24 protein-coding genes are annotated in these 25195 nt (G+C 45.4%); 10 read left to right on the top strand and 14 right to left on the bottom strand.

The features are described from left to right. Positions 1–30: 30 nt before the first annotated feature. On the bottom strand, positions 31–1002 hold the full coding sequence (gene pfkA / locus QNH28_RS10030) for a 6-phosphofructokinase (protein WP_042126307.1): 972 nt from the start codon (positions 1000–1002) through the stop codon (positions 31–33). Positions 1003–1068: 66 nt separating this feature from the next. Beyond that, complete coding sequence (locus QNH28_RS10025; RefSeq protein WP_283911226.1) at positions 1069–2151, bottom strand: tetraprenyl-beta-curcumene synthase family protein; 1083 nt, start codon at positions 2149–2151, stop codon at positions 1069–1071. Positions 2152–2352: 201 nt separating this feature from the next. Between QNH28_RS10025 and QNH28_RS10020 the strand changes: the two genes are divergently transcribed. Next, the gene (locus QNH28_RS10020) at positions 2353–3606 is read left to right on the top strand and encodes an MFS transporter (RefSeq protein ID WP_283911225.1); all 1254 of its coding nucleotides are present in this window, start codon (positions 2353–2355) and stop codon (positions 3604–3606) included. Between the two features lie 192 nt (positions 3607–3798). Here the strand turns inward: QNH28_RS10020 and QNH28_RS10015 are convergent, their stop codons facing one another. After that, the gene (locus tag QNH28_RS10015) at positions 3799–3996 is read right to left on the bottom strand and encodes a cold shock domain-containing protein (protein ID WP_283911224.1); all 198 of its coding nucleotides are present in this window, start codon (positions 3994–3996) and stop codon (positions 3799–3801) included. 174 nt (positions 3997–4170) lie between these two features. On the opposite strand from QNH28_RS10015, the gene QNH28_RS10010 reads away from it, so the two are divergent. The 6 genes from QNH28_RS10010 to QNH28_RS09985 all read left to right on the top strand — a co-directional run bounded on the left by QNH28_RS10010 (position 4171) and on the right by QNH28_RS09985 (position 8833). Further along, positions 4171–4404 carry a hypothetical protein gene (locus QNH28_RS10010; RefSeq protein WP_036689271.1) on the top strand — a complete coding sequence of 78 codons (234 nt, stop codon included), beginning with the start codon at positions 4171–4173 and terminating at the stop codon, positions 4402–4404. A gap of 6 nt (positions 4405–4410) precedes the next feature. Then, positions 4411–4581, top strand: coding sequence for a hypothetical protein (locus tag QNH28_RS10005; protein WP_167348490.1), 171 nt, complete (start codon positions 4411–4413; stop codon positions 4579–4581). A 205-nt stretch (positions 4582–4786) separates the two neighbouring features. After that, entirely contained in the window at positions 4787–6577 is a 1791-nt protein-coding gene (pepF, locus tag QNH28_RS10000; RefSeq protein WP_283911223.1) for an oligoendopeptidase F, read from the top strand. Between the two features lie 87 nt (positions 6578–6664). Beyond that, entirely contained in the window at positions 6665–6976 is a 312-nt protein-coding gene (locus QNH28_RS09995; RefSeq protein ID WP_042186819.1) for a LapA family protein, read from the top strand. 2 nt (positions 6977–6978) lie between these two features. Then, on the top strand, positions 6979–8019 hold the full coding sequence (locus QNH28_RS09990; protein WP_283912108.1) for a M42 family metallopeptidase: 1041 nt from the start codon (positions 6979–6981) through the stop codon (positions 8017–8019). Next, on the top strand, positions 8003–8833 hold the full coding sequence (locus QNH28_RS09985) for a hypothetical protein (protein WP_283911222.1): 831 nt from the start codon (positions 8003–8005) through the stop codon (positions 8831–8833). The genes QNH28_RS09990 and QNH28_RS09985 overlap by 17 nt, the downstream gene beginning before the upstream one ends. 237 nt (positions 8834–9070) lie before the next feature. On the opposite strand, the gene QNH28_RS09980 is transcribed toward QNH28_RS09985, so the two are convergent. The 10 genes from QNH28_RS09980 to hemE all read right to left on the bottom strand — a co-directional run bounded on the left by QNH28_RS09980 (position 9071) and on the right by hemE (position 19480). Next, entirely contained in the window at positions 9071–9541 is a 471-nt protein-coding gene (locus tag QNH28_RS09980; protein ID WP_283912107.1) for a tetratricopeptide repeat protein, read from the bottom strand. A gap of 52 nt (positions 9542–9593) precedes the next feature. Then, the gene (locus QNH28_RS09975) at positions 9594–11531 is read right to left on the bottom strand and encodes an ABC-F family ATP-binding cassette domain-containing protein (RefSeq protein ID WP_283911221.1); all 1938 of its coding nucleotides are present in this window, start codon (positions 11529–11531) and stop codon (positions 9594–9596) included. A gap of 54 nt (positions 11532–11585) precedes the next feature. Continuing rightward, positions 11586–12188 (bottom strand): TetR/AcrR family transcriptional regulator, encoded by a 603-nt coding sequence (locus QNH28_RS09970; RefSeq protein WP_283911220.1) that lies wholly within the window; start codon positions 12186–12188, stop codon positions 11586–11588. An 11-nt stretch (positions 12189–12199) separates the two neighbouring features. Then, positions 12200–13003: a DUF92 domain-containing protein gene (locus QNH28_RS09965; protein WP_283911219.1), complete on the bottom strand. Its 804-nt coding sequence runs from the start codon at positions 13001–13003 to the stop codon at positions 12200–12202. Positions 13004–13026: 23 nt separating this feature from the next. Next, the gene (locus QNH28_RS09960; RefSeq protein WP_042126285.1) at positions 13027–13650 is read right to left on the bottom strand and encodes a fumarylacetoacetate hydrolase family protein; all 624 of its coding nucleotides are present in this window, start codon (positions 13648–13650) and stop codon (positions 13027–13029) included. A gap of 36 nt (positions 13651–13686) precedes the next feature. After that, complete coding sequence (locus QNH28_RS09955) at positions 13687–14418, bottom strand: glycerophosphodiester phosphodiesterase (protein WP_481858384.1); 732 nt, start codon at positions 14416–14418, stop codon at positions 13687–13689. Between the two features lie 21 nt (positions 14419–14439). Then, positions 14440–15828 carry a CapA family protein gene (locus QNH28_RS09950; RefSeq protein WP_283911217.1) on the bottom strand — a complete coding sequence of 463 codons (1389 nt, stop codon included), beginning with the start codon at positions 15826–15828 and terminating at the stop codon, positions 14440–14442. A 180-nt stretch (positions 15829–16008) separates the two neighbouring features. Beyond that, a complete protein-coding gene (gene hemG / locus QNH28_RS09945) occupies positions 16009–17430 on the bottom strand; it encodes a protoporphyrinogen oxidase (protein WP_283911216.1) in 1422 nt (473 codons plus the stop codon). Further along, positions 17427–18383: a ferrochelatase gene (gene hemH, locus QNH28_RS09940; RefSeq protein ID WP_283911215.1), complete on the bottom strand. Its 957-nt coding sequence runs from the start codon at positions 18381–18383 to the stop codon at positions 17427–17429. Before hemH ends, hemG begins: the two co-directional genes overlap by 4 nt. A 35-nt stretch (positions 18384–18418) precedes the next feature. After that, on the bottom strand, positions 18419–19480 hold the full coding sequence (gene hemE, locus QNH28_RS09935) for a uroporphyrinogen decarboxylase (protein WP_283911214.1): 1062 nt from the start codon (positions 19478–19480) through the stop codon (positions 18419–18421). A 280-nt stretch (positions 19481–19760) separates the two neighbouring features. Here hemE and QNH28_RS09930 point away from each other — a divergent pair, with 280 nt between their 5' ends. Then, positions 19761–20981 carry an MFS transporter gene (locus tag QNH28_RS09930; RefSeq protein WP_283911213.1) on the top strand — a complete coding sequence of 407 codons (1221 nt, stop codon included), beginning with the start codon at positions 19761–19763 and terminating at the stop codon, positions 20979–20981. Between the two features lie 7 nt (positions 20982–20988). On the opposite strand, the gene QNH28_RS09925 is transcribed toward QNH28_RS09930, so the two are convergent. Then, positions 20989–21618, bottom strand: a complete 630-nt coding sequence (locus QNH28_RS09925) for an O-methyltransferase (protein ID WP_283911212.1) — start codon at positions 21616–21618, stop codon at positions 20989–20991. A 197-nt stretch (positions 21619–21815) separates the two neighbouring features. Between QNH28_RS09925 and QNH28_RS09920 the strand changes: the two genes are divergently transcribed. Together QNH28_RS09920 and QNH28_RS09915 are read left to right on the top strand one after the other, a co-directional pair. Continuing rightward, entirely contained in the window at positions 21816–22955 is a 1140-nt protein-coding gene (locus QNH28_RS09920; protein ID WP_042186795.1) for a THUMP domain-containing class I SAM-dependent RNA methyltransferase, read from the top strand. 203 nt (positions 22956–23158) lie between these two features. Further along, the gene (locus tag QNH28_RS09915) at positions 23159–25129 is read left to right on the top strand and encodes an LTA synthase family protein (RefSeq protein WP_283912106.1); all 1971 of its coding nucleotides are present in this window, start codon (positions 23159–23161) and stop codon (positions 25127–25129) included. Positions 25130–25195: the final 66 nt, after the last annotated feature.

Genomic DNA, 25195 nt, shown 5'->3' with positions numbered 1-25195 from the left:
TCGCAGCTGTTCCTTTTTTTGTGTAGCTAATTATTGAGAAAGACGGGATGCAAGCTCGTACAACTCCACATCAAAATCCTTCTTTGTATTCACTACTAGATCGATATCTGTAAGGGTCAGTTCTCCCTTGATGATTCCGCAACCTTTATCAGACTCACCTTCAATTAATTTACGAACGGCAAAATCACCAAGACGGCTAGCTAGGTTCCGGTCTCCAGGGGTTGGTGTTCCTCCACGCTGAATATGTCCAAGCACAGTAACACGTGCATCCAAAGAAGCATGACGGTCTTTCAGGGCTTGGGCCACGTCTTCGCCTTTACCTACACCTTCAGCAACGATGACGATACTGTGACGTTTACCTCTGACAAAGTTGTCGCGCATCCGATCCGCAACTTCATTCAAGTCATATGGCATTTCTGGTACAAGAATTGTTTCTGCTCCAGAAGCCAGACCTGCATGCAGTGCGATATCTCCACAGTGACGACCCATAACTTCTACAATTGAAGAGCGTTCATGGGAGGACATTGTGTCACGCAGCTTGTTAATGGCATCTACAACGACACCAACCGCTGTATCAAATCCAATGGTGTAGTCCGTATAGGAAATATCATTATCAATAGTTCCCGGCAGAGCCATCGTCTTAATACCCAGTTTACTTAGTTTATTAGCACCTTTATAAGAACCATCTCCACCTATAACAACTAGGCCATCGATGCCCATTTCATTAAGGATATCTGCGCCCTTTTGTTGGCCTTCTGGCTTAGTGAACTCCAGACATCTTGCTGACTGCAGAATTGTGCCCCCGCGTTGGATAATGTCGCCGACACTACGTAGATCCATTGGGAAGATGTCGCGATTCAAAAGTCCTTGATATCCACGTTGCACACCAAAAACTTCAATACCGTAATAAAGTGCACTTCTTACAACCGCACGAACAGCGGCGTTCATACCTTGTGAATCTCCACCACTAGTCAGTACTGCAATTTTTTTGATTTTTGACATTCTGTTGTTCCTCCTTAAAGTTGTGCAATGCCCCATCCGTTGTATAGGTGAAGCTTCGCAGCATTGTTACAAAAAACGATTGCGTATCCAGCGGCTATTAGCGAAGAAGAACAGCCTTGTAAGCGGACTTCCTCTCATCAGGCTTTTAGACACAGTGCGAACTTCCCGCTGTTCGCTAACTTTCGGATCAGATAAATAAAGTGCCAGCAATCCCTCAATCACCATACGATGCATAGATGATTCCGGAAGTTCACGTACATCCTTACGGGCCCACTCAACCATGGAAGCGATCCGACTTAACATGGTATCCGTGTCGTCATAATAATTGCAGAAATTAAGATCGCCGCCTGCTCGGTCCTCTTCCTGATCAATCAAATAATCCAGCATAATGTGCAATCCACACACATGTGGAAAGTATGCAGCTCGAATCGATTCCGAAGAAGACTTACTTAGCTTCGGATCACATGCGGATAGAAAAAGCATGAATACGCCTAAAGTAGAGCCCGTCGCAGCCGCAAACTCGTTCCAGTGCAGATGCGGAGCACGGCTACCCTGCTGCTCCCACCATTCCTTCAGGGCTGTTTCCCTGAGTTCCGGGCGGATATGCTTATATACCTGCAAATCTGTATACAGCACAGCCAAGTCACGAATCTCCGCTGCAGCAGCGGAATAACCTGGCAGCAAAGAGATCATCTCCTGGCATTTTCGAACTAGCCTATACAAGTACCCGCCGTCATTCTGTTCATCGCGAAGCGCATAATAGTTGACAGGTTCAGCGTTTGGATCAATGGCATCCAGCATAGATTGATGCAGCAGCCTGAAATCTGCAGGATCAAGCGAAGTGCTGCGATCACATAAGTTATCTAGATAATCACTGATAGTTTGATAAGCAACAATAAGCGGAATAAGTATATGTCTCATCGATAAATTGCCGGCGGCATAAATACCTCCACCTATGCAATGAAACTCCTTTGTTTCAATGCTGGCAAGTGCTTGCTTCCGGAGCTCGGGATCGGGAATCCCATTCGCATCTTGGCGCCAGAAGTGCAGACTTTCTCTCACTTCAGGCAGCACGTACTTATAGACCCTGTTCATAAGCCCAATAGGGCCACGCGGGCTAAGGTAACGGCCTTGCTCTAATTCACTCAATGATAGTGCCTCCACATTGTTGTCTCCTTATCCAAATCACCACTTATTATAATATGATCAGACGTATTTGTACAAACAACAAAATCACTTTCGTAAAATTATGAAAGATTCAGAAATAACGCAATTCAAGAATAAAACACATAACCCTCCATTGCTTTATGCTATACTAGCCATATTTCAATCTCAGAGGAGTGCACTTTCATGTTTTCAAAACGGACCGGAAGCCCTTACAGTGATCAGAATTGGCTTCGTTCCTTTCTATTTACGATTTATGGCACTAGCGTTCTTGTAGTATCCTATTTTCCTTTATTTTACACACATCTGGGGTTTAGCAGTTCTCAGGTGGGTTACTTGTATTCCCTCGGTCCCCTCATTTCCATCCTATCCAATCTCTTCTGGAGTATGATGAGCGATAAGCTAGGTACCATTCGAAAAATCATGTTTATTTTGCTCGCGGGGCAATTAGTGACCGGACTTCTATTAGCTAGAGCGACCGAATTTTCTTCCGTAATGCTTATTTTGTCCTTTTTCTACTTCTTCTATTACCCTGTTTTTCCGCTTGCTGATACAATGGCCATTAAAATCGCAGAACGTCACCGACGGAATTTCATTACCATTCGTGTATTTGGCTCATTAGGCTATTCTTTCTTTGCTCTAACAGTCGGTTATGCGCTTAGAGCTTTAGGTGCTACTTGGAGTCTTACCTTATGTATTATTATCATTATAATCGCACTTCTAATTACAATTGGCCTAAAGGATGTCAAAAAGCCTATTCCAGAGCTAGAGCTCCCCAATCAGAAAGCTGTTACTACCAAACCAGACAAGAAAGAGCATGGGCTTAAAGATATCCTTTTGCGAAAAGAAGTGCTGTGGTTCTTCGGATGTGTCTTTGTACTCGCACTGGGCCATAGAATGAACGAAGCTTTTCTCACCATCAGTTTAAAGAACCTGGGTGCTGGTGAGGAAGTGATCGGCTGGGCATTGCTTGCCTCAGCACTAAGTGAAATCCCTGTATTATTTATACTCGGCAAATACGGCGACAAATTTAAAGAACTGCCCTTATTAGTTTTAGCCAGTCTCATGTATGCCCTTCGTTTTCTACTAATGGCGCTCGCCGATCATCCAGGCTCTATAATCGCGATTCAAGCCTTGCATAGCCTGACATTTGGCGTCTTTTTTGTAACATGTGTCCGTTATATCACTCGGATTATTCCTGATCGTCTCAGAGCAACCGGTCTTGCAATCTACACGGTTGTTTGGTCAAGTGCAGCTGGACTGCTAAGTGGTACATTTGGTGGAATGATCTATCAGGAAGCTGGACGCTTCATCTTTTATATGGTAGCGGTTGGCTTCAGCCTTCTTGCTTTTGTAGGCTTTTTAGGACAGCATTTATTGGATACATATCGAGATTCAATACGCTATTTCAAGAATAAGAACAAAAAAGCTTCACTATAATATAGAAAAGGTCTTTGCTATCCCTTCACTTGGGAATGCGGAGACCTTTTTTTATCCAGGTGAACGCCTATTAGACGTAAAAAAACACAGTTCCCGAAAGAACTGTGTTCTATAGTTGGTAACCACTCTTGCAAGGGCTTGCCAAGTAAATTATATATTTATAGCAGACAGCTTAACTGTCTTTGCCGTTACTTATAATTTTACTACGTTTTCAGCTTGCGGTCCACGATTACCATCAGTGATATCGAATTCTACTTCTTGACCTTCGTCCAAAGTTTTGAATCCGTCACCTTGAATTGCTGAGAAGTGTACGAATACATCTTCGCCGCCTTCTACTTGAAGAAAACCATAACCTTTTTCTGCGTTAAACCATTTTACTGTACCTTTCACTTAAACAACCTCCTAAAAATAACCGCCATATATGGCGTATAACTATATTATACTGCAACATTCTGCTCAAATCAATCTTTCTGGACCTTTAAATATGTGATTTAATTTGCTTTTCCCTTGACCAGTGCGTTATCATTGAGCCAAAAGCCAAAAATCGCCAGGGTGGTAATGATAATGATCAAAAAACATGAAATATACAAAACAGACAAATGGAATATGATGACGGTAGAAGTTCAAGGACGTTATATCGTACTTCGCGAAATCTCCGATCAATGGGGAGAAGAAACACATACTTTTCTTAGTCGTCCAGCTATGATGCAGTGGGTGAACAACCGATTCAACAAAGAATCTTATAAAGATAATGAAGAAGAGTACAAAAATATTATCGCAGCTTTCAAACAGGTATAACAGAATATGAATACAGAAAATATCGCGATTTATGTTGTCCTAGTCTTATGTCTAGGCGCAGTTCTAATTATGACCAAGGATCGTGTCCCGCCGCAGTTTAAGCGGGGCATGGCCTTAACTGCAGTCATTATGATTCTGTTTGCCTTCATCTTTGTTATTTATAGCTTATTGGCATAACTACCATACAAGTAAATATTAATAATCAGGACTTAACAGGGCATAATAAGCTGACTCTACTTTTCAAGAGGAGGACGTTATGCCTATTTTATCAAAGTCCATCCCTCTTCTACTTGTGCTCAGCTTGCTACCGGGTGATTTATCATCTACAGTATTGCCGAGGGAGATTATGCCTACTACATCTCATCATTCTAGGAGGGTTTCTATGGAACAATTATTGAAGAGAAGCGAAGTACCTGCTGAGAATCGTTGGAAGCTTGAAGATGTGTTTGCTTCTCAGAAGGATTGGGATGCAGAATTTGCTGAGTCTAAATCCCTAATCAAAAAAGCTGCTGATTTTCAGGGCACACTAGATTCCGCGGATGCTCTAAAAAAATGTTTTGAGCTGGATGACAAGCTGTCCATCCTAACTGAACGACTCTATGTGTATGCACATATGCGTCAAGATGAAGACACAGCTAATCCTGACTATCAAGCTTTGTCCTCCAAAGCGAAAAAGCTTGGTATTGAAGCAGGTGAAGCCTTATCTTTTGTAACCCCAGAAATTCTGGCGTTGCCTGTCGAGAAGTTGGACCAGTTCATCGCTGATCCGAATCTATCCGCTTATAAATTCACCTTAACTGAAATGAAACGCGAAAAAGCCCATGTGCTTTCTAAAACTGAAGAAGCATTGCTAGCTCAGGTAGGAAATTTAGCTCAAGCGCCTCAGAATATTTTCAGTATGCTGAACAATGCGGATCTGAAATTCCCTAAGATTAAAGATGAAGATGGCAAAGAAGTTGAGCTCACTCATGGCAACTACATCAAGTTTCTCGAAAGTAACGACCGTGAGGTTCGCCGAAATGCTTTTAAGGCAGTCTACGATACCTACCGGAAGCAGAAAAATACTATCGCAGCAACGCTTAGCGCCAATGTGAATAAAAATGTGTTTTACTCACGTATTCGCAAATATCCTTCTGTAATGGAAATGTCACTGTATGGTGATAACATTCCTAAAGAGGTTTACACCAACTTGATTGATACGATTCACGAAAGCCTTCCATTGATGCACCGTTATATGAAACTGCGTCAGAAGCTGCTGGGTGTCGATGAGTTACATATGTATGATCTGTTTGCACCACTTGTTGATGAGTATAAATTAGATATCACCTATGAAGAAGCCAAGAAAATCACTAAAGAGGGTCTCAAACCGCTCGGTGAAGATTATCTGAATGTGCTGCAAAAAGGCTACGACAACGGATGGATCGATGTGTATGAGAACGAGAACAAACGGTCCGGGGCTTACAGCTGGGGGCCATATGGCACGCATCCGTTCGTACTGTTGAACCATAATGATAATCTTAACAGTATGTTTACACTGGCACATGAGATGGGCCATGCATTACACTCGTATTTTTCGGATAACGCTCTTAATTATCGGGATGCGCAATATACGATTTTCCTAGCAGAGGTTGCTTCTACTACTAACGAGGCACTTCTTATGGATTATTTACTCAAAAAGTCTACAGATCCTAAGGAAAAAATGTATCTGCTCACCTACTATGCAGATCAGTTCCGTACTACGATATTCCGGCAAACGATGTTCGCAGAATTTGAGAAAATCATTCATCAGCGTGTGGAAGAGGGCGAATCGCTTACTCCGCAAGATCTTTCGAGCATCTACTACGACCTGAATGTTAAATACTACGGTAAAGATATGGTTGTAGATCAGGATATCGAAATGGAATGGGCACGGATTCCGCATTTTTATAACAGCTTCTATGTTTACAAATACGCAACCGGCTTCTCAGCGGCGACTAGCTTTGCCAAACAAATCCTTGAAGAAGGCAAACCGGCGGTGGATCGTTACCTCGGCTTCCTGAAGAGTGGCGGCAGTGACTACTCTATTAATATTCTGTCTAAAGCTGGCGTTGACATGTCTTCTCCTGAGCCGATTCGCGAAGCGATGAGTGTATTCGAAGATGTTATCGCTCAAATGGAACAGTTGACCAAATAAGGCAGAGAGCTTAGTATTGCATTAATCCCTTGCCCTATCTGGGCAAGGGATTTTATACTGTTATATCCCTTGAGGAGGAAGAATTCAATGAGAATTCAATGGTCTTTAATTGCAGGTCTAATCTTCGCGCTGCTAACAGCCATATTTGCAGTCATCAACGTAGATCCCGTTCAAGTCAATTTTGGTTTTGATGTAGTTAATATACCGCTGATCCTAGTTATTCTGGGCTGCGCGTTAATTGGTGGAATCATCGTGGGTTCTTATGGTATTTTTCGCCAGTACAAACTACAAAAACAAATTAAAAGTTTAAATGCTGAGCTAACCAAACTTCGTGATGCCGACACTTCTTTAGATTCTTTTAACACAGACAATGATGGCCTAACAGGAGGACTTAACTAATGATTACTATTCATCCAAACGAAGATTACATACTCTCAATCCTTAAAAAATTGCTTGATACACCGAGTCCTAGCGGCTTCACAGCACAGGTAATGACTCTAGTTGCCGAAGAAGCAGCTGCGCTGAACGTACCGTTAAGCTGGAATGAAAAAGGCGGCGTAATTCTGACCGTTCCGGGCCTAGATCCTTCACGCACAATCGGCATCAGCGCTCACGTGGATACACTTGGAGGCATGGTTCGCTCTATAAAATCTGATGGCACACTGCGACTGACCTCTGTTGGTGGCTTCACTATGCACAGCATCGAGAATGAATACTGTGTGATCCATACCCGCAGCGGCAGAACCTATACTGGAACCATCTTAACCAGCCATCCATCCGTTCACGTATATCCAGATGCTCGTGATTTCAAGCGTTCTGAGGAGAACATGGAAGTACGGATTGACGAGCTAGTATCTAACAAAGAAGATGTACTTAAGCTCGGCATCTCCGTTGGTGATTTCATTTCCTTCGATGCACGTGCGGTGATTACACCTAGCGGGTATATTAAATCCCGACATCTGGATGACAAAGCAAGCGTTGCTGCCCTTCTTGGCCTGCTGGAAAGTATGAAGCGTGAGGGCTGGAAACCGCTCCACAACCTTTCTTTCCTCATCTCCAACTACGAGGAAGTAGGACATGGCACAGCTTGGATTCCTGGCGAGATTAATGAAATGATAGCAGTCGATATGGGCGCCATGGGCGACGATCTTAGCTGTAAAGAAACCGATGTGTCCATCTGTGCAAAAGATTCTTCCGGCCCTTACGATTATGTTATGACTGGCCGTTTGATTGAGCTGGCCGAAGCACTCACAATTCCTTATGCCGTTGATATCTATCCTATGTACGGCTCCGATGCTTCCGCTGCCCTTCGAGGCGGCAACAATATTCGTGCCGCACTGATCGGCCCAGGCGTACACGCTTCCCACTCCATGGAACGCACACATAAGCAAGCTGTAGTAAACACTGCTAAGCTTCTCGCTGCTTATGTGGGTACTAACTGAGTCTAACACCAGCAAGATAAAGCAGCTCTGGAGACGTAGACAATGGCTAATCGTTTCACTTCTGCTGCTCCTGATAGCAGCATCAGCGATCTCGATGTTCCTGTTATCCAAAAGTCACAACGAAGATCCCTTTGACGGTCTTCCACACGCTTACACTTATTTTGAGACCGTGAGTCCAGAAAATGTACAACTCTATATGATGTCGCTTTCGCCAGAAGATATTAAACTCAGAGCCGCAGGTGCCCCCCTTCAGCAAGTGATTGCTTATGGGATTAATGGAGGCTTCTTCTATGAAGATGCACTTCTCTCCATTGCTATCATGAATGACATCCCCACTAACGGTGCTAAAAAAGCATATGGCTCAGGCTGGTTTAACGCTAAATATGCGCGCGGAACCCTGATCTGGGATGGTGCCAGTCGCAGCTTCTCCGTGCAAGTTGTCTCTTCAGGAGAAGAATTAAACGTTACGGATCGCCAGCATTATTTTGCGCAAGGTGGCATTAGTATGAATCTGCAGAATGAGGATATCTGGGAAGATGTGATAGAGAAAGAACATCTTCCTTATGCGGATGAGAAACGAATGCGCTCAGGCATGCTGTATGACGATAATGGCAAGCTGTGGCTGATTGTTACGCCAACGCCCTCGACGGCGGCAGAGTTCCGCTCAGCCCTCCTACAGACCGTTCCTGCTGAAGGTCTCGAAGGTATCTTTCTAGATGGAGATGGCTCCTCTCAGATGAATGCTGATGAAATCATCTTACCCGGTGACTCTCGTGCTGTGGTGCAAATGATAGCCGTGGACGGAACGAAATAAAGTAATGCTGAGGCAGCCCACTGCAATTAAAAACAGAGTAGGAATTCTCCAATAACCGGAGAACTCTACTCTGTTTTTTTATTTATTAGCAGTAAGCTCGTCATAATATCGCTAATGCTTCGGACTCAGATGAAGTTATTCGCAAATAGCGACTATGGAGTCCGATAGCATAACAAACTGGGGATAATCCTGTATTTAAGGTCAACTGTGTCCGAGTAGTGGCTTCTGTCCGCAGATTCAATCCCAGACTTGCTCAAGCTTATCTGAGTAATATGAAATGGCCTTACTGTAGCTTCTTATCCCTTCATCCGCTGAGGTTTCAGCCAGCAATTTAAGCAACATCCCCATAGCCAAACTATGATCTCCAAGATTATGCATAGTCATCGCTAGAAATACTGGAAATTCCTTATTTTCTGGATACTCGAAAACGGCCTGCTCCAGTATTGCTTTGGAGCTCTCATATTCTCCGAGTGTTCGGTAGGTGCTGCCCAGTCCCAATAGAGCGCCGACTCTCTGCTCCGAAGGTAAGCCTAGAGCTAAGCTTTTCTCATAAAAGGGTACTGCCTCACGCTCCCGACCAAGCACATCATGTGTCCATGCTAATTGATACAGAAGTTCTACGTTATTACCATTCTGCTCATATAGCTCTAACAGCATCACTCTGGCTTCTTCAGCTTTACCTTCGTTTCGCAGGGCTACAGCTGCCATGAGTTGATTTTCCAAACTGAGCCCTCCTTATTGTCATTTAAGGACAAATTGTTTATGCTTTACCAGCGATTTTCTCTGCAAGCTCATTCAGATAGGTCCAGCGCTCCATTAGACGCTCCAGCTCGGCTTCAGCAAGACGCTGTTCTTCCACTAACTCTTGGAGCCTGCCTGAGTCAGCAAACGCTGCTTCCATCTCCACACTAATATCCGTCAAGCGCTGCTCTGCAAGCTCGATCTGCTCGTCAATTCCCTCATATTCACGCTGTTCCTTAAAGCTGAATTTGAGTTTAGTCTTGGGTGCTGATGCCCCCGCAGTGTTACTATCCGTATCTGTTGTCTCTTTACGCTTTGCACTTCCGTCATCTTTGTTAGATTCTGCATTGCGTGAGGAAACATTTTTGGCCAGCCATTCTTCATATTCCGTATAATCGCCAACATGAATCCGGATATCACCATTTTCAAAAGCGATCAGCTTATCTATAGTACGATCCAGGAAATAACGGTCATGGGATACTGTAAAGACGACGCCCGGGAATTCATCCAGATAGTCTTCTAACACAGCCAACGTGCCGATATCCAAGTCGTTCGTAGGCTCATCCAACAGCAATACGTTTGGTGCTCCCATCAATACACGAAGTAGATATAGGCGTCTTTTTTCGCCACCTGACAGTTTGGAGATCGGCGTCCACTGCATGGCAGGAGGGAACAAGAACCGTTCGAGCATTTGGCCTGCCGTAATGACACTACCATCAGCCGTACGTATGATTTCCGCTTCTTCCTTCACATATTCAATGGCTCGCATGCTGTCATCCATATCCTGATGTTCTTGCGTAAAGTACCCCAACTTAACCGTCGCGCCGAGCTGAACCTCTCCCTTATCCGGCTGCAGCTTACCTGCAATCAGATTCAGAAGTGTTGATTTACCGCTACCATTAGGACCTACGATACCTACACGATCTTGTGGTACAGCAATGTAAGTTAGATCTTTAATCAACTGACGACCATCCAGCGATTTCGACAGTTCATTGATTTCAATGATTTTACGACCCAAACGTGTGGATGCCACCGAAATATCCAGCGAACCGTTCGAACTGCTTCCTGTACTTTCTTTCAGCTTCTCAAAACGGTCGATTCTCGCCTTTTGTTTTGTTGATCGAGCTTTAGCTCCACGACGAATCCAAGCAAGCTCCGTACGAAGCAGGTTCTTACGCTTTTGCTCCGCAGAGGCTTCACGCTCTTCGCGGTCGGCTTTTAGCTCTAGAAAACGGGAATAGTTGGCTTCATAACGGTATAACTGCCCTCCGTCCAGCTCCAGCATTACACTTGCGACACGCTCCAGGAAGTAACGATCATGCGTTACCATTAAGAGGGCGCCGCGCCGTTTCTGTAAATATTGCTCTAACCAAGCCACGGAGTCCGTATCAATATGGTTCGTAGGCTCATCCAGAATAAGAAGCTCAGATGGCGTAATTAAGGCAGCCGCAAGTGCTACACGTTTTCGTTGACCACCAGACAGCGTATCCATCAGCGCATCGAACTTCACTATGCCTAGCTTAGTTAGCACGCTCTTAGCTTCACTCTCCAAATGCCAAGTACCTGCTGCATCGATAGCCTGCCCAATCCGCACCAGCTTGCCTTCAAGTTCTGCATTGCCTGGGTCTTTTTCAAGACGAGACATGATCTCCATATATTCACGCATGGTAGCAAGATCTGGATCATCTCCGGCGAAAACCTGTTGCAGTACCGTGTTTGTTGGCTCATAAGGAGGGTTCTGTGCCAAGTACTGCACTCGTACATTATTTCCGATCGCAATTTGCCCGCCATCCGGGGTATCCAGACCGGCAATAATACGTAAAAATGTAGATTTACCCGTTCCATTTACACCGATCAAGCCAATTTTGTCCCGATCGTCCATACCAAATGAAGCATCACTAAAGAGTACTTTCTCTCCATAACTCTTGGAAAGATGTTCCACGGTCATAATATTCATGCTATTTCCTCGCTTGCCTTATATTTTCATAAAACCGGTCGCAGCATAGGACTGCTATTCCACCGGTCTATCATCCTGACCTAAATTCAAGTAATCCATAGCCCCTTTAATAAAAAGACCAGCAGCGAAACCAGCGCGTTTATACGCGTCCTCTTCCTTAAAAGACGGATCGAACAAAATATCCATCTTCAGTCGATCCAACATCCCTATGTAGGACTGCGCCATGAGCTCTGGCTCGGACGCTCCGCCCTCCAGCAATACCTTCACCACTGCTTGCATATATTCTTCCATAAAAAGCGTCATATACGCCACAAGCTCTGGGTTATTGTTAGGTGCGCGGAAAAAGAGCTTCGTGTGTCGCTTACGCTCAAAATAATAGTAAAGATGATGTTTGGCGATGATGGACAGCTTACCCGCTAAAGTATCACTAGCCTTCAGCCTTTCCTGCAATTGCTGGAGGAATCCCTCACAATCCCGGCGAGTTACCGCCATGAACAATTCTTCCTTACTCTTGAAGTATAAATAAACGGTGCCCTTAGCAATCCCTGCCTGCTCCGCAATTTCCGACATCTTCGTTTCGTAAAATCCACCTGAACCGAAGAGCTCGTATGCGGCATCCAGAATAGCAGTATGTTTATGATTGGACGTGCTGCTCATCGGTTCCTCCTTTAAATCATCATCCCACACAGTAAGGCAATGGCCCCTCCAACGATAGAGCTGATAGCATTAACTGCATCATTGGTCATCCACTTCCAGCCACGTGCGTATTCAACCTTTTTACCGCAGTGATGTGTACTTTCCACTTCGCGTCCGCATACCGTGCAGCGATTCATCTGCTGCACGGTTGCCCCTAGAATAGAATCCGTGAACGCACCTGCAAGTCCTCCAGCGAGTCCAGCCAATGTAAGCAGCATGAAGGATTGATCCGGCATGCCGGATATCATCCGCAGCAGCCATGAAGCTGCACCAATAAGTGCGCCTCCTGCGGCGGCCGCCAGCGTACCAAGGCTGGATACGCCACCCGAGGCACCTGCCGGAAGTATTTTCCCTGTCAGGACCGACCGTGGTGGCTTCTTGCTGAGTGTACCAATCTCCGTAGCCCATGTATCAGAGGTTACCGTTGCCATAACGCCGATAAATAAAAATCCCCAAAGTTCCATCGGAACAATCGCATTCAGTAGAACAAAAACCATCCCGAGCCCACCATTAGCAAAGACCTGCCCAGCATCTCGGCGACCTGTCTTGGCATAAGTCAGCTCAAGCTCAGCCTTATTGTCATGATGAAGCTTAGACAGCAGGCTTGATGAGATGAAAAAAATCAACAATATTCCAAACCAAAAGGCATTTCCAGCACCAAAATAAATGGTCCCCATCGCTACCGCGGCAAGCATACCGGACAGGCTTAAGGATTGTTTCCTATAAGCCGCTCCCGCAACTAACAAAGCGCCAAGAGCGCCAATAATCCATAGCATAGATTCATCTCCAACAGATGTTTTTAGCCGATCAGGCAAGTTCCCATCAGCTTGTCACCCCAGTATAATTCAAACGAATCTCCTGATACGGTAGGACCTACGCCTGCTGGTGTTCCCGTGAATATCACATCGTCTTTACCCAGCCCGTAACGCGCAGCGATAAAATCGACAATTTTTTGGAGCGAAAAAATCATGTTTTTGACATTACCTCGCTGAACTTCCACACCATTTTTCAATACTGTAAAATCTGTTCCCTCCAGCTCTTCCTTGTCAGGAAAGGCGATGTAAGGTGTAAGTGGAGCAGCGTTCTTAAAGCCTTTAGCTGGCGTCCAAGGTAGCCCTTTCTTCTGCAGATCATTATGCACATCACGCAGTGTGAAATCCAGTCCCAGAGCCATAACATCCACCAGATCCTCCACACTCATACCCGGTACATAATCACGCGCGATACGTAGCACAAGTTCTCCTTCATAATGAACCTGACCTGAATCCTTTGGAAGCTGAATGACTGCTTTATCGAGGGAAACCGCCGCATGTGAGGGCTTCAAAAAAATGAGTGGCTCCACGGGAATATTATTTCCTAATTCCTCCGCATGTAGCTTGTAGTTCCGTCCAACACAATACAAATTATTAACAGCAGCGCACACAGACAATCAGCTCTCTTTCCCATCGAATTGGATTGTTTATACTTTTAGAAATGTATCGCCCCAAATATCCGGACGGTTTGTACAAATCATTATATCAGAATGCATATCTGCTAAGCGACGCATCTCTTTCCCTTTGTTCACAGTCCAAGCCATAATCTTCACACCTTGCGCCGTCAAAAGCTTAGCCAATCTGGGATTCAGACGTGAAAAGCTGATCGATAAAAGAGAACACTCCAGTTCATGCAGCCTTCGAGCAGGATTACCAAACCTTGAATCAAAAATTAAGCCTGTGCGAAAGTGGGGGTCGATTGCCTTGATTTTTTTCAACACATTTGTGTCAAAAGAGGTCAAAATCACGTCGTCCCGCATGCCTTTAGAGGAAATAAGATCTGTCACCTTCTTCTCGATGTCAGGATACATATCGCCCACTGTTTTTAGTTCAATATTCAGATGCAGTCTACCGGAGGCTAATGTGAGCACCTCTTCCAATGAAGGCACCCGCTCTCCCCGAAAAGAACGCCCTTTCCAGCTACCCGCGTCGAGACGACGGAGATGCTCCCAATCCATGTTTTTCACCTTACCATGACCATTGGTTGTACGGTCCAGCGTAAAGTCATGAATAACAACAGGAACACCGTCCTTGGAGAGCTGGACATCCAATTCCATCCAGTGCACAAATGGCATGGCAATGGCCATCCGGATTGCTGCTAATGTATTCTCCGGAGCTTTACCGGAAAATCCCCGATGGGCAACACATAAATTGTTCATCATAAGGACCTCCCAGGAACCCTATTTTGTAACTTGAGTGACTTTTCCGTCACTGTCGATCTTAACTCGACCAGCAGATAAAGACTCTACTTTTTTCAGCAAAAGCTGTCCGTTCACCTGGTTCATTGGCACGGGCTGAGCTAGCTCAGCAGTCATAGGCTTCAGCTGTAATGAGCATTGACCTTTTTTACTACATTCCGCCTGAAAAACAGCAGTTTCCCAAGTGGCAGGTACCGTTGATCTCGTAAAAATAAAATTACCAGTGCTGTAGGCGATCCACTTGCCTTTGTATGGCTCCACACCTTGCAATACATGTGGGTGACCACCAATGACAAGATCAGCTCCCGCATCGACAAAGCTACGTCCAAGGGTCTGCTGGATATTATCGAACTGCTCTACCCGTTCCTTGCCCCAATGGACAACTACGACTACTAAATCGGCTTTCTGTTTGGCTGCAGCGATCGCTTTAAGTCCTTCTCTACTGTCATATACTGAAGCAAGCCCTGGTTTGTTCTTTCCCGCCATCCAATCCGATGCAGGAATCACGCGTGTGAACCCCAGCAAGGCGATCTTAATCCCTTTACGCTCAAAATATTGCGCCGAGAATGCTTCTTTACTGTTGAGTCCAGCACCAACATAAGGAATGCCTCTTTCCGAGAGATGACTAAGCGTGTCTCGCAGACCTTCCTCCCCTTGATCCAGCGTATGATTGTTCGCCATATTTACTGCATCCACTCCGGCTGCCTTAAGAGCATCTAACGCTTTCGGTGAGCCTTTGAATACATATTGTTTATTAGCGGCGCCAACCCCACCCGTGGTCACAGGGGTCTCCAGATTCACGACCGTAAGGTCATCCTTTTTGAACATTCCATCGAGCGCAGCATACGAATAGTCGTAGCCTTTCTTTTCAAGCAATTCCCCGGCTTTCCCCGAAAAAATAACATCTCCACCAAAATTCAAGGTCACTGTATTGCCAGCAGCCTGATCATCCGATGGAAGTCCAGACACAGAACCACCATCTGCGACTTGGGAGCTACCTTCATCTGACGAAGGGGGCTCAGTTGCTTCAGGCGCTTGTGTTTCAACAATCTCTTCCTTCTCTGGCTCTGGTGTAGGTGTAGCCTTAGGGGTTGCCGTAGGAGAAGGCACGGGAGACTCCGTGGCTTCAGGCGTTACAGTCACTGTAGGCGCTGTCTCCTGAGCAGTAATTTCCGGTGTAGGAGAAGCTGTGACTTGCGCCACCGGAGGCGGCTCAGAACTCCCCTTGAATTTGTCATCCATAAAACTATAGCTGAGCGCCACAATAATCATCAGAAGAAGACCTGCATTGATCCACATCCAGGCCGTTCTGCGCTTACGCTTGCTCTTATGTTTGTTCTTCTGTCTAGAACGCGATCGCGGCGGATACATTGATTCTATGATCTCCTCTACTCTCAAATTGGTTCTATTATAGCATACCTAGCACCTGTCCCTCCAAATACGAGAGTCCATTAAGATAGTATAATCTAATATTTAAAAAGAAACGGTGAAGCAAAATAATCTTCGCTTCACCGTTCAATTGATAATTCTAGATTGATCGTACATGTACATTTAATTCGATATGCGCTTAGCAGCGCTTTGTGCTGTAAGCTTAGCCTGCTTAACACAATCGGGCATTGCCACTCCATCATATCCAGCTCCAAAGACATATATCCCAGGAAGTGTTGTCTCAAGCTCCCTATGAAATTTAGAAAGGTTGTCAAGATGTCCTACAGGATACTGCGGTATCGAATGTTCCGAACGCGTAATTTCCGTGAATATGGGTTTCGCTGTAATCCCCATAATCTCTCGCAAATCCTTACTCACTAGCTCCGTAAGTGCCTCATCCGGAAGCTGAACATTCTGCTCATCTCCTGAACGACCTACATGACAGCGCATAAGCACTTTATCATCAGGACTCGTATGCGGCCACTTCGTAGATGTCCATGTGCAGGCAGTAATATTGCGTCCTTCCTTACGTGGCACAAGAAAACCTGCTCCATCCTCATCAATTTGGATATCCTTCTTGTTGAAGGCCATGACTAAGTTCGCAACCGAAACATAATTTACCGCATCGAGTGCTGAGACATCCACATGTGGACGCAACAGTTCGGCAGCAAAAGAATTTGGTGTGGTGATATATATTTCATCCGCAAGCAGCCGTTCGCCACTTTCCAGTTCTAGCTCATAATGAGGAGCATTAGTTTCTATAGCATGTATAGAGACCACAGCAGCCTCAGTTCGTTGTTCTACATCATGTAGTTCATGAATCAAGCCATGCACGAGACTTTGTAGTCCTTTTCGAAAGGTCAGAAAAGTGCTGCTCTTTGTGCTCGTATTTGCCTTGGTCGACTTTCGCTCTTTGATGATTCCACGAATAAGACCACCATACTGCCGCTCTACTTCTCCAAATTGCGGAAAGGTAGCCTGTAGGCTGACTTTTCGTATATCTCCAGCATACATTCCGGCTAATAGCGGCTCGGTCAAATTCTCCATCACTTCAGTACCTAAACGACGCTCAATCAGCTGTCCAAGGGATTCATCTTCATTACTCCGCTTAGAAGGTAAGATTAAGTCCATCAGCGCGCGTGTTTTGCCACCGAATGAAACCAGAGCACTTGATAGAAATGGCTTTAGTTCAGTAGGAATTCCAAGCACAAGACCGGAAGGCATAAGATGAAGCTTGTCCCGCTGCAGTATATAGGTCTTCTCTGCCTTTGGATTTGTGTTCACCAGCTCGTGATCTAGCTCTAATTCCTTAGCCAGTTCAATCATCTCTGTTTTGCTAGCTAAAAAAGAATCCGGGCCTTTCTCAATCACAAATCCATCCCGATGCAATGTTTCGATCTTCCCACCAAGAGTCTTATTTTTCTCTAGCAGTACAATATCAGGCCTCATGCCAGCTTCTTTGTAAAACTTACGAATGTAAAAGGCGGCGCTGAGTCCACTCAGCCCACCGCCTATGATTACAATTCGCCTAGAGGGACCAGTCATGACTGGCCGGCCGACATTTGATTCAGTCTTGTACGAACAACATCGCTTAATACGGACATGTACGCAGGATCGCTGTTCAATGATTCAATCCGCATAAGACGCATATCCAGCTCTGAAGCTACGGCTGTCGCCTCGATATCAAGGTCGTACAGCACTTCTAAATGATCGGATACGAACCCGATTGGTGCCACTAGAACATACTCTACCTGTTCCTTGCTAAGCTGCTGAAGTGTATCCAGAATATCCGGCCCAAGCCATGGTTCCGCGGTCCGTCCTGCACTTTGCCACGTAAACTGCCAATTGGTTATCCCCGCTTGATCCGCAATAGCCTTTGAGGTCTCCAATAGTTGATCTTTATACGGATCCCCCATAGCTAGAATACGCTCCGGGAGACTATGAGCGCTAAATAATACCCGTATCTCATCGCGAGTAGCGCCTGCTTCGATATATTGATCCAGTTTCGCCGTTACTCTCCGGCTTAGAACATCAATTAATACTGGGTGCATATGATAGCTCTCCACAAATCCCATGTCGATCTTACATGCATCAGCCTTTTCCTGAGCACGTTTGATGTAGCCACCCACGCTCATGCTTGAATAGTGAGGGGCAAGCACAACACCAACCGCTTGGGTAATGCCGTCCTTCGCCATCGCCTCCACGCCGTCCTCAATAAACGGGTATGCATGCTTCAACCCCTGATAGCAGACAAATTCAACATCTGCCCCAGCTTTATCCGCGTTTAGTGCTGCCTGTAATGCTGCTACTTGACGGTCTGTGTTCTCCCGCAGAGGGAATACGCCCCCGACGATCGCTTCATAGCGATCTGTTAATTCTTTAAGTTGCTCCGCTGTCGGCGGATTCCCTCGCCGAATATGTGTGTAGTATGCTTCAACGTCTTCTAAGCTTTTAGGAGTGCCATACGACATGACGAGAACACCTATTTTTGCTGTCACGGATTCCATCCCCTTTAAGATTTAATAGGTTGCCTTTAAGAACGCAGTTTTGCTGATTCTTTCAATACTTCCTGTGAATAATCGTGAATATATTCCGTTAATTCTCTAAGCTTCTCTAAGGAAGCCTCTGGGAATAAGCCATGACCCAAATTGAAAATATATCCAGGCTCCTTTATTCCTTCATCAATCAAATCTTTCGCGTGCTCTTTCAAGACGTCCATCGGCGCTGTAAGTAAATATGGATCCAAGTTTCCTTGAATCGCAAATTTTCCGCCCGTTCTCCGTCGACCTTCAGTCAAGCTTACACGCCAGTCGACCCCGATCACATCCGCTTGAAGCTTCGTAAGGCTAGGTAGTAATTCTCCAGAGCTTACGCCAGGAAAATATATTTTCGGTACATCAAGATCAGATAATTCGGAAAAAATACGAGAAACCGTCGGCAACACATATTTCTCAAAATCACGTGGCGCAAGAGCACCGACCCAGCTGTCGAACAATTGAAACGCTTTTCCACCACTGCGTACATGGCTGCGGAGGTAAGCGATAATCATATCGCCGAGCTTGTCCATCAACATTTCCCATACACGGGGTTCACTGTACATTAGCTCTTTAGTACGAATATATCCTTTGGAAGGTCTGCCTTCGATCAGATAGCTGGCAATTGTAAACGGTGCGCCTGCGAAAGTAATCAAGGGCACGTCCAGCTCCTTATCCAGAATGGCAATCGTCTCCAAAATATGTCCGAGATCGCCTTCAACATCAATGGGCTTCAGTCTCTCGACATCTGCTGCAGAGCGAATCGGATTCTCGATCACAGGGCCAATATCTTTGACGATATCAAATTTCACACCAATAGAAGCGACCGGATTCATAATGTCTGAATACAAAATGGCCGCGTCCACACCTAGCTTGCGCACAGGCATCAAGGTTACTTCAGCCGCCAACTCAGGCTGTTTGCAGATTTCAAGCAATGAGTACTTTTCCTTGATTTTACGGTACTCGGGATCATAACGGCCGGCCTGCCGCATGTACCATACGGGAACGTGCTCCGTATCCTGCTTTCTGCAGGCGCGGATAAAAGTGTCGTTGTAGGTCATGATAAGATCTCCATTATATTTTATAAGATTTTTTAAAAAATAAACGCTTACCGTCCTAATAAGGACGTCGATGGCGTTTATGCTTGATCGACATACTTACTATTATGCCCTTTTTAAAAGGTTGTAACAAGCAAATCGAAGATCTTGGAATGACAATCCTATGACATTACTATGACATGTATTGCACTTTTGAAGCTAAAAAAATGATATACTGATAAAATGTCTATTTTTCTGTGAATCATGTATTTTCTGAAATTCTTTGAAAGGAAGTGAAAGCACTTTGAAGAAATGGGAGACATGGAAGGTCAACCTCTTAGTGCTTTGGTTCGGACAATTCTTGGTAAATGCCGGAATGACGATGATTACACCGTTCCTGACCTTGTATCTTGCTAAGGATCTTGGCGTTCAGGGTGAGCATGAAATTGGAATTTGGGCGGGCCTTATTTTTGCCGCAAACTTTTTAACTTCTTTCATTTTCCAGCCACTATGGGGGAAACTTGCTGACAAATATGGACGTAAAATCATGCTCCTGCGCTCCAGCTTTGGCATGGCTATCGTTATGGTATTGATGGGCTTCGCACAATCCCCTATGCAGCTGCTCTTACTGCGACTGCTAAACGGTACAATCTCCGGCTTCAATCCCGCTTCCATCGCACTCGTTTCGGGTACTACTCCGAAAGCACGTATGGGTTTTTCGATGGGGCTGATGCAGTCGGGTTCTGTTGCAGGTACCATTCTTGGACCACTTATTGGTGGTTTTCTTGCTGATTTAATCGGATTTCGTCCGATCTTTTATGTCGTTGGCGCTTTGCTCTTTATCGCCTCACTGCTGGCGTTATTTCTCGTTAAAGAGAAATTCGATCGTGCTGAAGCCGCACAAGAGCCACAGGTTTCAGTAATGGAGGGCCTGAAGGAATTGATCAAAATCCCTCAGCTCCCGGCGCTGTTTGGTGTAACCTTTTTGCTGCAATTTGCAATGATCAGCCCCATGGCCTTGCTGCCACTTTATGTTGAAAAGTTAAATGGGCCTGCTGCGAATATAGCCTTTTTAGCCGGAATGGTCAGCGCAGTTACAGGGATATCCAACATGCTGGCTTCCCCCTTACTCGGTAAGCTAAGTGATAAAGTCGGTGCACATCGCATTCTGACCTACGCGTTAATCGGGGCTTCACTGTTCCTGATTCCGCAGGCATTCGTTACTAGCGTTTGGCAGCTAATCATTGTCCGTTTTCTTATGGGGATTTTTATGGGCGGCCTATTGCCCAGCGTAAATGCGCTTATCCGGTCTTATACCCCTGACGGGAAAGAAAGCCGCGCATTCGGCTTCAACGGCAGCACATTGTCACTGGGCAATATGCTGGGAGCTATCATAGGCGGCTTTCTATCTGGTTATATTGGTATTGAGGGACTCTTTATCATCTCCGGAAGCTTGTTGCTGTTAAACACCGTATGGGTCCGGGTTAAGCTATACAAAGCTACTCCGCCACGGCTATTTCGCTAATCTTCTGCTATTTCACCATTGCCAGCGCCAGTCCATCATAAGCTGGTAGACAAGTGCTGATCAAACGGTCATCGGTGGCGATCATTTCGTTGAAATGCCGTACAGCCAAAATGGCAGGTCCATTTCGATCTGTATTTAGCGTCCGTCCGCGGAGAAAGATATTATCGCCAGCAATAATCGCTCCTGGGTTAGCCAGCTTGATGGCATACTCCAAGTAATTAGGGTAGTTCATCTTATCTGCGTCAATGAAAAAGAAATCGAATTTAGCACCCTCTGCTTCCAGTACCTTCAGACTGTCCATAGCAGGACCGATTCTATACTCTGTAGAATCCCCGAATCCGGCCAGCTCTAAATTACGGCGAGCAAGCTCGGCATAATCGGCCCTCAGCTCTAGCGAAGTCAGCGTGCCACCTTCAGCGAAACCGCGAGATAAGCAAATCCCGCTGTAGCCGCCAAGTGCGCCAATCTCCAAAATATGCTTGGAGCGGGACAGTCTAACAAGCATGGTGAGCAGTCTTCCGTACCCCGGCTCGACAGACACCTCCGGCATACCTGCTTGGACGATAGCTTCTTTTACTTGAAGCAGAATTTCATCCTCGGTATAAAGTTGTTCACTATATTCTTCTTGGGTAAGCATAAAAATTCTCCTTTGATGATCCCCGTTTTCTCGAATGAAGGGATGACGGGCAAGATTTTATGGTTTATGGAATGCTGGGCATTGTGATGTGTCCCACATTCCCCTATACTTGTATGGATGCTTTTCTTATGGTACTGGCTTTTCTTATTGTACTGGTTTTTTGTATTTATCTACAAGTTAAACGGAGTTGAGAGTATTTGAGCAAATTACAATTAATCGCTACTGCCCCTATGGGATTAGAAGCTGTAGTAGCGCGCGAATTAAACGAACTGGGTTATGAGACCACGGTCGAGAACGGTCGTGTATTGTTCAGCGGTGATTATATCGACATCTGTCGCTGTAATTTATGGCTGCGTACATCCGACCGCGTATTAGTAAAAATGGGCCAATTCCCCGCCAAAACCTTCGATGAGCTATTTGAGGGTGTTAAAGCACTGCCTTGGGAAGACTGGATTCCCGAGAATGGAGAATTTCCGGTTGAAGGACGATCCCATAAATCACAACTAACGAGTGTACCCGCTTCCCAAGGGATTGTCAAAAAAGCTATCGTCGAGAAGCTGAAGCTCTCCTATCATACGGATTGGTTTCCAGAGAATGGACCGCGATATGTGATCGAAGTGATTTTGTTAAACGATATCGCGCTCATTACACTAGACACCACTGGACCTGCTCTTCACAAACGTGGATACCGCAGACAGGCAACAGAAGCGCCACTGAAGGAAACGATGGCTGCTGCGCTAATTCAACTTAGCCGCTGGAATGGCCACCGACCCCTATATGATCCTTGTTGTGGTTCGGGAACACTGTTGATCGAAGCCGCTATGATCGCTTGGAACATCGCACCGGGACTACGTCGCTCCTTCCCTTCGGAACATTGGCCAGTCATTCCTAAGCATCTATGGGAAGAAGCTCGCGAAGAAGCTTTTGATGCCGTGCGAGATGATTATCCGTTGCAGCTAACCGGCACGGATATCGATCCTGCTGCTATAGAAATTGCTGAAGCCGCTGCAAAAAGCGCCGGTCTGTCCGGAGAGATCACCTTCACCGTGATGGCTGCCGCCAAAGCAAGACCCCAAGGCGAATATGGTTGTATCATCACCAACCCGCCATATGGTGAACGGATCAGTAATGATAAAGAGGTTGAGAAGCTGACTCGCCAATTTGGTGAAATGATGTTGTATCTACCGACTTGGTCATTCTTCGCGATTAGTCCTTATAAGGAATTCGAACAATATTACGGCCGTAAAGCGGACAAGCGCCGTAAGCTGTATAACGGACGTATTGAGTGTCAATATTATCAATACCTGGGTCCACTTCCACCTAGAAATCCAAAATAATTTGGAAGACAATTATGCGAGAAATATAAGACATAAAGTATGGTGTAAAACTTATACTTTCTTATATTTTAAATTAAGAGCGGACATCTACCTCGAATGGAGGACGGTGTCCGTTTCTTCTTACATACTCATTTACAAGGCTAGGAGGCTTTAATGTGTCACGAGATCCACTTACTAGGAGCAATTCATCCTTAACGGATAGAATGATCACAATTGTCCGTTCCCGTTATATCGGTTATATCCTTTTTCTTGGCATTATGTTCGCGAAGCTAATGTTTCTTCACAGCGGGCTGCATGCCCCTAATATTGATATGAACCGTCTCGACAAGCTGATTGCTCTCGGCTCAGTTATGCTGTTATCTTTTTGGGTATTATGGCTCCCACGACGTGGACAAACTATAGCCTTGGTATGTATAAACCTGCTCCTGACACTACTTATATATTCTGATATTGTCTACTATCGCTACTTTCAGGATTTCATCACTGTTCCCGTTCTATTTCAAGCCGGACAGATGGATGCACTTGGCGGAAGTATCTTTGCATTGCTCCGTCCTTCTGATCTCTACTTGTTCGCGGATTGGCTGCTGTTTCTGGTTTACACCATTGGCGTAGCGTTATTCCTCCGGAACACCCATAACTATAACAATGGGCAGCCTTCCTATTATGCTCGTACAAGTCATTTCCGCACCTCTTCACGCTTAATGAGAGTACTGAAACGAAGCGCTAATGGGATCGTAGCCTTGGTACTGGGCTGCATTCTGACCTTTGGTCCTATCCACTCTTATGCCACTACCTGGGCCAAGAGCTTATTCACAGGGAACTGGTGGAGCTTGGCGATGTATAACGTCACAGGACTCATTGGATTTCACGGTTATGATATTTACTTGTATGCCAAAGATCATTTAGGCCCGCAGCCTGAGCTTTCACAAAAGGAAGCCAGCTCCATGAAGCTCTGGTTCAATGAACACAACGCTGAGCAAAGTGCTATTAACGACAGCTTTGGAAAATACAGCGGAAGCAACATCGTTGTTATTCAAGCTGAAGCTTTTATGAATTTTGTAATAGGACGTTCGATCAATGGACAAGAGGTCACACCTAATTTGAACGCGCTAATCAAAGAGAACACCTACTTCAGTAATTATTATCATCAGACCTCACAAGGACGAACCTCCGATGCAGATTTCGCCTCGAATGGTTCACTGTATCCACTGGTCTCCGGCTCGGTATTTGTCCGTTACCCGGATCATCAATTTGATACGCTGCCTGCCATTTTGAAGTCCAAGGGCTACAGCACCAATGCCTTCCATGCGTATGAGGGAAGCTTCTGGAATCGGCAGATCATGTATAAGGCGATGGGATATGACCATTTTTATAGCAAAAAAGACTATAAGATCGACGAGCCACTAGGCTGGTCATTGGGAGATAAATCGTTCTTAAGACAATCACTGAATATTATGGATACTGCAGAATCCATACAGAAGCCTTTTTACTCTTTTGTGACTACACTATCTAGTCATCATCCTTATTCTCTCCCTGCGGACAAGCAAGGGCTAGATACCGGCGAATTTAAAGGAACCATCTTCGGAGATTATTTGCAGGCTGTTCACTATACGGATGAAGCTTTAGGGGAATTAGTAAGCGATATGAAACAGCGTGGGCTGTGGGATAATACGATTCTTGCCTTTTATGGGGATCATGATAACTCCATCCAAGAGACCTCTTATTACGAACGATTTCTTGGCAAAAGCCTAAGTAAGCTCGACATGCATCAAATCATGCACCAAGTTCCATTGCTCATTCATCTGCCGGGCACTAAAACCTCGGCCATTGATTCTAATCCGGCTGGTCAAATGGATCTCACACCTTCTTTACTCCATCTGCTGGGGATCTCAAGTGATCCTTATTATCTTATGGGTAATAATCTGTTCAGTGGCAGAGATCGACTTGTGACACTGCGAACCGGAGCCTTTGCCGATGCAAAGAGATCCTATCTCCCCAGCGAAAATGGACAATTCGACAGCGGCACCTGTTATAGCCTTGACAGCCGCGAAGCCATTGATGTTGCGGGTTGCAGCACCGGGTTCGAGACAAGCAAGCAACGGCTGCAAATCTCAGACGATATCATGAAATACGATGGCATCAAGATGCTCCGAAAAGAAGAATCTACACCATAAAAATTTCATTTTATAAACTAAAAGCCCTAAACTCCGTGATCAACACGGGTTTAGGGCTTTTTAAGT

Origin of the sequence: Paenibacillus sp. G2S3, assembly GCF_030123105.1 — a bacterium.
In the GTDB taxonomy this organism is placed as follows: domain Bacteria; phylum Bacillota; class Bacilli; order Paenibacillales; family Paenibacillaceae; genus Paenibacillus_AQ.
Note: the sequence above shows the minus strand (reverse complement) of the source record. Positions and strands in the feature narration are given on the sequence as shown.